Source organism: Blastopirellula retiformator (assembly GCF_007859755.1).
GTDB classification, from domain to species: Bacteria; Planctomycetota; Planctomycetia; order Pirellulales; family Pirellulaceae; genus Blastopirellula; species Blastopirellula retiformator.
Genome location: NZ_SJPF01000001.1, coordinates 1716420 through 1728356, shown reverse-complemented (window position 1 = coordinate 1728356; position 11937 = coordinate 1716420). Strand labels below are relative to the sequence as shown.

Annotated in this window: 11 protein-coding genes; 4 read left to right on the top strand and 7 right to left on the bottom strand. The window is 58.3% G+C overall.

Features of this window, described 5'->3' with window-relative positions:
* Positions 1 to 2 precede the first annotated feature (2 nt).
* The gene (gene pyk / locus Enr8_RS07225) at positions 3 to 1475 is read right to left on the bottom strand and encodes a pyruvate kinase (protein ID WP_146429893.1); all 1473 of its coding nucleotides are present in this window, start codon (positions 1473 to 1475) and stop codon (positions 3 to 5) included.
* A 478-nt stretch (positions 1476 to 1953) separates the two neighbouring features.
* On the opposite strand from pyk, the gene Enr8_RS07220 reads away from it, so the two are divergent.
* The 3 genes from Enr8_RS07220 (at position 1954) to xylA (ending at position 5815) form a co-directional block, all read left to right on the top strand.
* On the top strand, positions 1954 to 3354 hold the full coding sequence (locus Enr8_RS07220) for a Gfo/Idh/MocA family protein (RefSeq protein WP_146429892.1): 1401 nt from the start codon (positions 1954 to 1956) through the stop codon (positions 3352 to 3354).
* Positions 3355 to 3475: 121 nt separating this feature from the next.
* Positions 3476 to 4297 (top strand): SDR family NAD(P)-dependent oxidoreductase, encoded by an 822-nt coding sequence (locus tag Enr8_RS07215; RefSeq protein WP_146429891.1) that lies wholly within the window; start codon positions 3476 to 3478, stop codon positions 4295 to 4297.
* A 207-nt stretch (positions 4298 to 4504) separates the two neighbouring features.
* Entirely contained in the window at positions 4505 to 5815 is a 1311-nt protein-coding gene (gene xylA, locus Enr8_RS07210) for a xylose isomerase (RefSeq protein WP_146429890.1), read from the top strand.
* Positions 5816 to 5892: 77 nt separating this feature from the next.
* Here xylA and Enr8_RS07205 read toward each other — a convergent pair whose 3' ends face one another.
* From Enr8_RS07205 to Enr8_RS07185, 5 genes are all read right to left on the bottom strand, one after another.
* A complete protein-coding gene (locus Enr8_RS07205) occupies positions 5893 to 8094 on the bottom strand; it encodes a chemotaxis protein CheA (RefSeq protein ID WP_146429889.1) in 2202 nt (733 codons plus the stop codon).
* 48 nt (positions 8095 to 8142) lie between these two features.
* Positions 8143 to 8568 carry a response regulator gene (locus Enr8_RS07200; RefSeq protein WP_146429888.1) on the bottom strand — a complete coding sequence of 142 codons (426 nt, stop codon included), beginning with the start codon at positions 8566 to 8568 and terminating at the stop codon, positions 8143 to 8145.
* A gap of 225 nt (positions 8569 to 8793) precedes the next feature.
* On the bottom strand, positions 8794 to 9420 hold the full coding sequence (locus tag Enr8_RS07195; RefSeq protein WP_146429887.1) for an HAD family hydrolase: 627 nt from the start codon (positions 9418 to 9420) through the stop codon (positions 8794 to 8796).
* A complete protein-coding gene (locus Enr8_RS07190) occupies positions 9417 to 10043 on the bottom strand; it encodes a 3-keto-disaccharide hydrolase (protein ID WP_146429886.1) in 627 nt (208 codons plus the stop codon). The genes Enr8_RS07195 and Enr8_RS07190 overlap by 4 nt, the downstream gene beginning before the upstream one ends.
* Positions 10044 to 10129: 86 nt before the next feature.
* A complete protein-coding gene (locus tag Enr8_RS07185; RefSeq protein WP_146429885.1) occupies positions 10130 to 10390 on the bottom strand; it encodes a hypothetical protein in 261 nt (86 codons plus the stop codon).
* Between the two features lie 10 nt (positions 10391 to 10400).
* On the opposite strand from Enr8_RS07185, the gene Enr8_RS07180 reads away from it, so the two are divergent.
* On the top strand, positions 10401 to 10829 hold the full coding sequence (locus Enr8_RS07180; protein ID WP_146429884.1) for a hypothetical protein: 429 nt from the start codon (positions 10401 to 10403) through the stop codon (positions 10827 to 10829).
* A 67-nt stretch (positions 10830 to 10896) separates the two neighbouring features.
* On the opposite strand, the gene Enr8_RS07175 is transcribed toward Enr8_RS07180, so the two are convergent.
* The gene (locus Enr8_RS07175; RefSeq protein ID WP_146429883.1) at positions 10897 to 11934 is read right to left on the bottom strand and encodes a hypothetical protein; all 1038 of its coding nucleotides are present in this window, start codon (positions 11932 to 11934) and stop codon (positions 10897 to 10899) included.
* Positions 11935 to 11937 lie beyond the last annotated feature (3 nt).

The window sequence follows — 11937 nt, the reverse complement described above, 5'->3', positions numbered from 1 at the left end:
GGCTACTCGGACGTGCCGGTACCTTCGGGCGCTTCGACCTTGTGCACCACGACGATGTACTCGGCCGACTGCATGATGCCGCCGCCGGTCACAAAGATGACGCGATCATTCGGCTTCAGCAAACCAAAGTCAGCGCCCCATTTGTCGATAAAGCGGCGGAGTTGGATGCCGTTGTGCACCGGCGCCCCTTCGATCGGAATAATGCCCCAGTAGAGACACATTCGGCGGAGGGCCGCTTTCGAGTCGCTGACGCCGATTGTCGGAATGCAGTCGCGAATCTTCGCCTTGGTCAGGGCGGTGCCGCCGGTGCGGGTCGCCATCACCATCAGCTTGGCGTTCAGCAGATCCGCAGTACGGGTGGCGCCGGAAACGACCGCTTGCGTGACCGGATGAACCAGACCGATTTCTTCGGGGCGATGCATTTGCGACAGGTCGTCGCACAACATCTTCTCGGTCGCCAACATGATGCGGTTCATCATCTTGATGACGGTAACCGGGTGCTCGCCAACCGCCGTTTCCTGCGACAACATACAAGCGTCGGCGCCATCCAAAATCGCGTTCGCAACGTCGGTCGCTTCGGCACGGGTCGGACGCGAGTTCTTGGTCATGCTGTCGAGCATCTGCGTCGCCACGATCACCGGACGACCGATTCGCGTGCAGGTTTTGACAATTCGCTTTTGGGCGGCGGCGACTTCCGCAACGTCGATTTCGACGCCAAGATCGCCGCGAGCGACCATCACGCCATTGGAAACCTCGACGATTTCTTCGAGGTTCTCCAGCGCTTCTCGTTTTTCAATCTTGGCGATCACCATGGCCCGCGACTCGTGCGCCTGCAGCAGATCGCGCAATTGGCGAATGTCATCCGCTTCGCGAACAAAGCTCAGGCTGACGTAGTCGAGGTCGGTTTCGGCGGCCCAACGAACGTGATCGCGATCTCGGGGCGTGATCGTCTCGACGCCCAGCTTCGTCCCCGGAAGGTTGATGCCCTGGCGACTCCGCAGGATGCCGCCAGCGACGACCACACAGGTCAGCGTGTCGTCGGTCTTTTCGACCACCTCCATCGTGATCGTACCGTCGGCCAGCATCACGTCGTCGCCAACTTTGACTTCGTCAATCAGCGGTTCGTAATTGCAGACCAGTTCGTACGGATCACTAGCGGCGTCGCCGCGCACGAAGCGGAACATCTGCTCTTCTTGGCAGTAGATCGGATCTTCGACGAGCGTGCCCAGCCGGATCTTCGGGCCCGACAAGTCGGCCAACGCCGCGACCGGCTTCTTCAGACGTTCGCTGATCTCGCGAATCGTCGTGACGATGCGAGAATGTTCGGTCAGTTCGCCGTGAGCGAGGTTCAGCCGGAACACATCGACCCCTGCGAGCATCATCTGCTCCAGCATTTCGGGGGTGTTACACGCGGGACCAACCGTCGCAACAATTTTGGTGCGGGCACGCTGAGGAAGTAAGCGGGCTGCGGACATATCGACGACCTTCAAAATGCGAAACCGTTGCCTATCAATTCGATGTACTCTAGTTCATTCCTAAGAAAGTGACGACTAGGGATACCGCCGCTTCCAGCCCCCGTAATCCCCCTCTTCTCGGCATAACTAGCGGATAGTATCACCTGCCCGCTGTTAACGGAATTTAGGCGATCATTGTCCCGGCTTAACGCGTCCCGTTTCTACATCACCCCGGCCCAATGAGGGCACTGGGTTTCAAAATGAAAATCGCTTCACGTTTTCACGAAGGCAAATTGCGGAAATTTGCTTTTTCAACAACTTTTATCTGCCATTCCCTGCAAAGAACTGGATTGCGGGTTCCCGAAGGGTTAGACTGAGCGAAGCCTCGCCATAAATGCGCAAACAGACGCAAGGACTTTCCCGCCAAACTAGAGACTCGCCCGGCCCCGGCTTAGACTCATGAGCCTACGTCTATCCGACCACCTACGGAGATTCCCAAGTGAGTAACTCAAGCCGACGCGACTTTCTGAAACAGAGCGCCATCGCCACTGCCGGAGCGAGCGTTCCTTATTTTCTGACCAGCAGTCCGGTCATCGCCGACGAACAAAAAGCGGACGCGGCCAATGATCGGCCGCTGGTTGGTTGCATCGGAACTGGCTCGCGGTGGAATGCTGTGGGCCCCAACGCGATGAAGTTGGGCGACGTCGTCGCTGTCTGCGATGTCGACGCCGATCACGCCGACAAAGCTCGTCAGCGGTGCGAAGCCGAAATGAAGAAGCAGGGGCGCGAGCGGAAAGTCGACGTCTACGAAGACTACCGCAAGATCCTCGATCGCAACGATGTCGAGATTGTGACGATCGTGACGCCCGACCACTGGCACTCAAAAATCGCGATCGAAGCGATGAAGGCCGGGAAGGACGTCTACTGCGAAAAACCGCTGACGCTGACGATCGACGAAGGCAAAAAGATCTGCAAGGTCGCCAAAGAGACCGGCCGCGTCTTCCAGGTTGGCACCCAACAGCGCAGCGAAATGGGGCAGCTTTTCCTGAAGGCGATCGCCCTGATCAATGAGGGCCGCATTGGCGACATCCAAAAAGTGCATGTCGCCATCGGCGGCTCGCCCACCAGCGGTCCGATTCCGATCGCCGAAGTTCCCAAACAGCTCAACTGGGAAAAATGGCTGGGCCAAGCTCCGCTGGTCGACTATCGCTTTAAGCCGGGCGGAGGCTGGGGCAACTCGCGTTGCCACTACGAATTTCGCTGGTGGTTTGAATACTCTGGCGGCAAGATGACCGACTGGGGGGCCCATCATGTCGACATCGCCCAGTGGGGTCTCGATCAACAAGGCGTCGGCGGTCCGCTCAGCCTAGAGCCGATCATGGCGAAGTTCCCGACCCCGTTCGAGGACGGCATGCCGACGCAGGACGATCGTTACAACACGCCGACCGAATTTCACGTCAAAGCGACCTTCCCCCGCGATATCGAAGTCGTCATTCGCAACGAGTGCAACGATCTCGGGTTTGGCAACGGTGTGATGTTCGAGGGAACCAAGGGCCGCTTCATGGTTAACCGCGGCAAGCTGGTCGGCGCCCCGGTCGAAGAGTTCAAGACGAACCCGCTGCCGGAAGATGCGATACAGAAGGTCTACAAGGGATCGACCCCAGCCCGGGGCAACGCCCACATGACGAACTTCTTTGAATGCGTCAAATCGCGGAAAGAGCCAATCTCCGACGTCTACTCGCACCATCGCGCCATGACGACCTGTCATCTGGCCAACATCGCGCTGCGGTTCGACCGGACGGTGAAGTGGGACGAAAAATCGGAGCAAATTGTAGGAGACGAGCAAGCCAACGGCTGGTTGGCTCGCGAAGCCCGCAAGGGATACGAAGTCACTGCGTAGTGAGAGAACGCCCCGTTCTCGCAACACCCCGGGCCTCGGTTGGGCAATTGCCTGCCGAGGCTTTTTCGTTATCATCGCGAAGGTTTCTCCTCCCAGAATCTCTTAGCGAAACAGCGACCGGATGCCGTATTGGAATGAAAAAGTCGCCCTGGTCACCGGCGCATCGCGTGGTTTAGGCCTGGCGATCGCCCGTCAGCTTGTCCGCCAGGGAGCGACCGTCGTTCTGGTCGCGCGTGAGGAAGCGGCGCTGTCGGCCGCCGCCGAAGAGCTAACGTCGCTGCCCGGCCAGGCGATCCCGCTGACGGCCGACGTTACCTCGGACGAGGACGTCAAACGTCTCGAACGGGAAATCGAGTCGCGGTTTGGCGGAATCGATCTGCTGGTCAACAATGTTGGCGTCTCATCCCGCGGCAAGTTGCTCGAAACCCAACTGGCCGATTTTCGCCACCAATGGGAACTGAACGTGATGACGGCGATTCGTTGCGTTCAGGCGTTCGCCCCGCTGCTGACTGGTCGCCAGGGGCATATCGTCAATATCGGCTCGCTCGCCTCGAAACAGGCCGCTCGCTTTATCGGCCCTTACGCCACCACCAAGTTCGCTCTGGCCGGGTTTACGCAACAGCTGCGTTTAGAACTGGCCGACGATGGGGTTCACGTGATGCTGGTCTGCCCCGGCCCGATCGCTCGCGAGGACGCCGGCAACCGCTATGACCACCAGATGGACAATCTGCCCGCGGAAGCGCGGAAGCCCGGCGCTGGGGTGAAACTGAAGGCGCTCGATCCCGACAGGTTGGCAAGTTCGATCCTGCAAAGTTGTGAGCAACGTAAACAAGATCTCATCCTCCCTTGGAAAGCGCGGATTCTGTTTGCCGTCGCCCAGATTTCTCCACGCCTAGGAGACTGGTTGCAGGCCAAATTCTCGTCTCGGCGTCGCGGTGAGTAACCGGGCTCAATAAGCAAGTGCTTGTATCGCGTTTGTAAAATATCTTAGGTTCGCGGAACCCCTGTCGGTTGTACGCCGCTACATCGCGCTTTATGATGCACACTTCCACTCTAGTCGATTCGTCGCGTGGAAAATCTACGTCGTTTCGCCTCTGGCGTGACGCTAACCACTCGCCCCGCCCTTTTCATCTTTGAGCGAAGCACCGACATGTCTGCGTTCCCCGAAGTCGACAAGATCCAGTACGAAGGTCCTGACTCGAAAAACCCGTTGGCCTACCGCTGGTATAACCCAGACGAAGTGATCGAAGGCAAGACGATGCGCGATCACCTTCGCTTCAGCGTCGTCTACTGGCACACGTTTCGCGGAACCGGCGCCGACCCGTTTGGACCCGGCACCGCCGTTCGTCCGTGGGATGACGGCAGCGACAGCGTCGAAAACGCGGTAAAGCGCACGCGGGTCGCTTTTGAGTTCATTGAGAAGCTGGGGGCGCCGTACTACGCGTTTCATGATCGCGACGTCGCTCCGGAAGGCGCCTCGCTGAGCGAAACCAACAAGATCTTCGATCAGGTCGCCGCCGCGCTGAAGGAAGAGCAAGAGCGGACCGGCGTAAAACTGCTGTGGGGCACCTGTAACCTATTCAGCAATCCGCGGTACATGCATGGCGCGGCGACCAGCTGCAACGCCGACGCGTTCGCCTTCGCCGCCGCCCAAACCAAAAAATGCCTGGAGATCACCAAGGAGCTGGGAGGCGAGAACTATGTCTTCTGGGGCGGTCGCGAAGGTTACCAGAACCTGCTGAACACCGACATGAAGCGGGAACTCGACCACCTGGCGAAGTTCTTTCACATGGCGGTCGACTACGCCAAGGAAATTGGCTTCACGGGGCAATTCTTGATCGAGCCGAAGCCGAAAGAGCCGACCAAGCATCAGTACGATTTCGACACCGCCAACTGCCTGGCGTTCTTGAAGACGTACGATCTCGACAAGCACTTCAAGATGAACCTGGAAACCAACCACGCGACGCTCGCCTCGCATACGATGCAGCACGAGTTGGAATACGCCGGCATGAACGGCATCCTCGGTTCGATCGACGCCAACACCGGCGACCTGCTGTTGGGCTGGGACACCGACCAGTTCCCGACCAACTACTACCTGACCGCCGAAGTGATGCTGTCGATCCTGAAGTACGGCGGCCTCGGCAGCGGCGGCGTCAACTTTGACGCCAAGGTTCGCCGAGAAAGCTTTGAGCCGCTCGACCTGTTCTACGCCCACGTCGGCGGAATGGACGCGTTCGCCAAGGGCTTGAAAATCGCCGCCGCGATCCGAGCCGAGGGGGAATTCGACAAGTTCGTCGCCGAGCGCTACAGCAGTTGGGCAAGCGGCGTCGGCGCCGAAATCGAAGCCGGCAAGCATGATCTCAAGTCGCTGGAGAAATACATGCTGGGCAAGGGAGAGGCCGAGGCGAATCAAAGTGGTCGCCAAGAGATGCTCGAAAACCTCTTCAATCGCTACATGTAAGCGACTGGTTTTCGCTTCGCGTTGACAGAATAAGCCGTCTGGGATTTTCGCCCAGGCGGCTTTTTTCGTCGTCCGTCTTAACGACGGAGCGTGCGGACGATTTCGGCCGTCGACAACACCAAGGCCAGTTCGCCGCCGCCCAATTGGGCGACGCCGCTGATCGAGCGGACGTCAGGCAAGATGTCCTGCAGACTGTTGACCACCACCTTTCGCTTGCCGACAACCTTTTCGACCATCAAACAGGCGTCCCCTTGTTTGCTGGTCATCAAAACCGCCGACAGACGATCGCTCTTCTTTTTGACTTCCGGCTGCGGAATAGCGAGCGTTTCCGCCAGCGAAACGGCGGCGTAGGTCGTTCCTCGCAGCGTCACCACCGGCGCGCCGCCAGCGGTTTTCAACTCTTCGTACGGCAAGTCGATCACTTCGCGGATCGAATCGAACGGAACGACGAATCGTTCGTCCCCTTCGTTGATCAGCAGACCGTCGATCACCAGAACCGCTTGGCGAATCGGAATCTCGATCGTGAAGGTGGTCCCCACGTCCAGAGTCGATTCGAGCCGGATCTCACCGCCATTGTCTTGAACCATCGTCCGGACGACGTCCATACCGACGCCGCGTCCCGAGATTTCGGTCACCTGTTCGGCGGTCGAAAGTCCGGGGTGGAAGATCAGTTCGATCGCTTCTTGATCCGACATCCGCTCGGCGTGCGCCTCGGTAATCGCGCCGCTCTCGGTCGCCTTGCGACGGAGCCGATTGGGATCGATGCCGCGGCCGTCGTCGCGAATCGTGATCAAGACATGCGTACGGGTAATCTCGGCGCCCAGCCACAGGTTGCCGACTTCGTTCAGGCCGCGAGCCTGACGATCTTCGGGCGTTTCCAAGGCATGGTCCGCGACGTTACGAATCATATGCGTCAGCGGAGCGTCGAGCTCTTCTAGCAGCGACTTGTCGACTTCCAGCTCTTCGCCCGCCAGATGGACGTCCAGCTTTTTGCCCAGGCTGCTGGCCAGGCTGCGAGCCATCCGCGGAAACTTCGAGAACATCCCGCGAATCGGCACGCGACGGAGCGAGACGACGCTCTTCTGCAAGGCGTTGGCCTGCATGCTGAACGAGATGTTGACCTGCCGCAGCTCTTCGATCAGTTCCTGCACTTCGGCAGCGTGCGACATGCGGCTTTGGATGTCTTTCAGCCGTTCGCAGGTGATGAACAAACTGGAGACGTCATCCAGGAAGTTATCGATGCTCTCTTCGTTGACCCGCAGGAACTTGGTCTTCTTGCTGCTGGCGCCTTTTTCCTTGGCCGCTTCGCCATCGGCCGACTCGCCTTCGGGCGACTTCGGGGCGGCCGCTTCCGGCGGGGCGGCGACTTCCGGCTCGGGCGTCGGTTCGGGCTGCGGCGCCCGGCTTTGTAAAGCGGGCGCGATCTGCTCCCAAACGATGCTCAGCAACATCGAATCGACGCCGATGCCACTATCGTAGATTGTCTTGAAGTTTCGGCCGGCTTCGTCGACGGCGTTCAGCAGCGCCGTTTCGGAGCCATTGCGAGCGCACAGCTTCAGTTCGGCCATCGCTTCGATGAAAGCGGTCGAGCGATCATCGTCAAACGGCTCGGTCTCGGCCTTGATGAACATTTCGATCAGTCGGCGAACCGTCATCGTCGCTTCCACGCCGCCGATCACGAATTCGTTCGCGAGCATGTCAGCCGGCGACAAGATCGCCTGCTCGGCGGCCTCGGGCGTCGACACCTGACCAAGCCCACGCAGTCGCTCGGCCCAGTGAAGCGACTCCGGGAATCCAGCGGCGGTCATTTCCTCCGCCATTTCCAGCAGTTCGGCCAGCAGTGCGTCGGCGGCCGAATCTTCGCTGCCACCTTCGACTTTGGTTTTTGAGAGGACGGCGACCTGTTCCAACAGTTTCAGATCGGCTTCGCTGAGCGTTTCGCTGTGCGTCTGGTTCTCGACCGCATGCAGCATTTGGTCGAGCGAGTCGATCCCTTCGATCAACGCCCGGCACAGATCTTCGGTGAGCGGCGTTTTTTGGTTGCGTACTTCGTCCAGGGCGTTTTCGAGCGAGTGGGCGAACTTCTTAATCGCCGTCAAGCCGAAGAAACCGGCGTTGCCTTTGATCGAGTGAACAGTTCGAAACACCGAGTGAACCGCTTCCGCGTTGCTCGAGTCGTTTTTGAACTCGGTGAGCAGCGCCGGCAGTTCCCCGATAGCGTTCATCGACTCGTCGATGAAGCCTGCCAGAAGTTCGTTGTTGGCGTCGTTATCACTCATTTTCGCTCTAATCTTCCGGCGGAGGGCCGGTACGCACAGGAAACGGGATTAGGCAAGTTGACGTTGTTTCAAGTCGTGCAAGGCGATCCACCAACGCTCGTTCTTTTCAAACGCCGCGGTCAACACTTCGATCAACGGCTCAAATTCCGTAACCGGCTTAAACAAGCAGCCTTCGGCCCCAAATCGCATTGAATCGAGCACCGTCGATAGCGTGACGAGACCGGTCAACATGATGACCTGAATTCCGCCATCGTATTGCTTGATGTCCCGCAACAAATCCAAACCGTTGATTCGCGGCATTTCGATATCAAGAATGCAAACTCGAATCGAACTGTCGAGCAGAGTTTTCATCGCTTTCTCCGGCTGGTCCAGAGAAATCACTTCGTATCCAGCATTGGATAACTGTTTACCGACGATTCGCAGAATCTGCGGATCATCGTCGACGTGAAGCACCTTCTTGTTCATTCCGGTCATTCGCTCCCGTGAATTGCAATTCCGGCAACTTGGTCCGAATCGCTTTTCGCCTGCCCCTGGGACCGCGCACTCTGGCGGTCGCCTGTTGTGGAGGAAGACAACCAAGGGTAGGAAATTATTCGAGATACGGCGCAAAAATCTGCGAAATTCAGGCGTTACTCGGCGACCGCGCCCCTACGATTGGAGTGAACCGCATGAGTATCCGCCGCAATCGGAGCAACCGGCCTAACCCAACGCAAAGCCGCGTTCCACCAGATCGGCGCGTAACCGGTCTGCGCCGCTATAGAGAACGGCGTCGAGTCCGCATTCCAGCGCCCCCGCCACATTTTCCGGACGATCGTCGACAAAGAAGATCGACTCCGCAGCGACCCCAGCCTGCGAAATCGCCGCGCGGTAAATCCCTGCGTCCGGCTTCATCGACTTCGCTTCATAGCTCAAGACATATTGCTCAAAGCAGTCGCGGAGAAACGGATACCGGCCATCGATGCAAAACTCCCAGTGACACGCGCAGGTGTTCGACAAGATCCCCAAGCGGCGTGACTGGGCGTGCAGCGCCTGCGCGATTTCAATCACCGGATGATTCGGCTCAAAGATATCACTGGCCGCCCGGGCGAGCGCCGTCATGTCAGGCCGCCGCTCAGTCCGCTGGCAGAAGTATTCGTGAAAACCGGCCGTATCGATCTCGCCGGTTTCGTAGCGAACCTGCATGCCGCTGAAGAAGACGACGTCACGCACCTCTTCTACCGAGGCGTCGGCAACCTGGGCCATCTGCCGGCAAGCCAGGTCGTGATCAAAATAAAGCAGGACGTTGCCGAGATCGAAATAGAAGAACTCGATTGCGGGGTAGCTCATAGTTTTTTCAGCCGTAAATTACGATACGACGCTTCGGCGGCCGGTCCGCTATGGATCTGCAAGCCAATCAGCCCGGTTCGCGGAATTGATGCGTCCTCTTCGGTGTAGTCGACCGTCTTTAGTCCGTTAACCCAAATCTGAATCTTGGCCCCTTCGCAGCGAACCTTCAACTGGTTCCATTCTCCCTGCTTCACGATCTTGGCGACTTCCTCGGCCGGTCCTTCCGCCATGAACTTCTTGCGGCGCGACTCATCGTACAGCGACCCCCAAATCACGCGGGCCGGCGAACGACCGATGTCGCACTGGAAACCGATCATCTCGTGGTGGTTCGGAATTCGCTGACTGCGAAACTGCACCCCGGCGTTGGTCCCCTGCCCGACCAGCTTCGCCTCGAAGGTAAGCTCAAAGTCGCCATACTCTTGTTTGGTGCACAGAAACTCGTTGTTCGTAATCAACTTTTCCAGCGTACCGGCGACGATCGCGCCATCCTCCACCCGAAACCATTCCGCCTTCCCTTCCCAACCATCCAGCGTCTTGCCGTCAAACAAAGAAACGGCATCCGCTGCAGACAATGAAGCGGCGAACAACATCACCAGCGGCAGCGCAAAGCAAAAACGAGACATGGGCGGGGCTCCGAGGGGAACAAGGTGGGCTTGAGTTCTTCCCAGGATAATAGAGCCAAGCGGGGGAAGCTAGAATGCGGTGACAACTACACTTTTTCCGCTTCCAACCTATAGGATGCTCGCAGGCTAGATTTCGAGATCCCTTCGTAGAAAAATACATCTCGGCGAAACTCTTCACCGTCAACCGTGACGAAAACGACGCCATAGCATGGCTGAGCGATCTCCAACGGTTCGCATAGAATCAATGAGGTCTCGCTTGCCTGAGCTACTTCCACTACCTCGCCTGAAATTTCGAGTCGAATTTCCACAACTGCCGAATGGCTGCCGTCACGTGAAAGCGTACTCATGGAAAATTCCTTGGAAGAAACGATTCAGAGCTATTCGGCACTGCGAGGCATCAAAATCGAAAACCGCTTGGGGCATGGTACGGACGGTTCCGTCTTTCAGACGAATGTCTTATCTGCCGTAAAGGTTTTTCAGCGAGAGCGTCAATTCCGGAATGAGCTTGGCTGTTACCAACGCCTTGCGGAAACAGGCTGCTTTCGCATAAGCATTTTCGCCATACCGGAATTGCAATATTACCACGAATCGCTTCGCGTCATCGAGATGAGCGTCGTCCGACCACCCTACCTACCAGATTTTGGCAAGTGCTACCTGGATGTCCAACCCCCCGATTTTCCGGCGGACGTAATCCAGCACGAGATCGAGCGGCAGATGGAGGATTTTGGCGAGGACTATTCCATCGTCCAAATGGCGATCGCCAAACTGCAGGAATTCGGCATCTAACTACATCAACGCCAAACCGCAGAATATCAACACCGGGCGAATCGATCTGTCACCGTGACTCTGCGATCTACCGCCGCACGTCAAAGCCCCGCATCTTTGGCGTATCGTACTGCGCCTGCGGCAAGTAGTTGACCGCCGGTTGCCGCGGCATCGTGTTCACCGGCACGCCCGACTGCGGCGGCATCTGATTGTAGGGCTGAACCTGGTAAGGCGATTGCGACGGCGTTTGATAGCCGGGCTGCGGCTGAGCCTGGTAATTACCGCCCGCGGGGATAAAGCCAGGCGAAACGTTCGTCGCGCCGGTCGGCGGAGCGGCGCCTGGCTGCATCATCTGCAGGTTCATGTTGGCTAGGTCAATCGCTCGCGCGTCGCTGCGCTGCGGCTTCACAAAGACGTTGCCCGACGTCATCGGCTGATTGATCCGATAGTCGTAGACGTTGATCGTGAACTCCATCTGTGCCGGCGGCAGTTTCAAGTCGATGCGGTGCGGCATCGATACGCCGGTCGTCGGATCAAAGCGATGAGCCGATGCGAGCGCCGAGGCGAGCGTGTTGCCCGCCTGATCATAGACATGTTGCTGCAGCACAAAGCCGTACGTCTTGTCGATGATCGTGCTTTTGGTGATCGTGCCGCTGGGACTGTTGACGATCGTACGAACCTCGAGGTTGCCGTCCGTGGTGGGGAACGGTCCCTGGTGGTTGCCTCCCGGCTCGAAGTAGACCAGGCCCATCGCCTGAGAGATCCAGGTTGGTTCCACCGGCAACAGCTGCCTGGCGGAACTGTATTGGTACTGATCGTGACGACAATAGACGAGCCCCGGCCAACCGTCGGCGGTCGTCCAAGCCCAAAACTCTTCGTCGTTGCTGCCAAAGTCGAGCACCTGGCCCATCAAAGCGGCTTCGCCGGTCAGGCGAAAGTTGCGCGGCGGCGCCATCGAGATGTTCGCCCGAATTGCCGGCAGGCCATGGATCGAAATGGTCGAGCCAGTCGTTTCCGCCGTCTGCACTCGCATGGTGTTGCCATTAACCTGGGCGATCAGCTGATCCAGGGTCGGCTCGGTGGCGAAGGCGATCGGCGCATTGTTGACCGGCATCGGCCGTAGCATGGA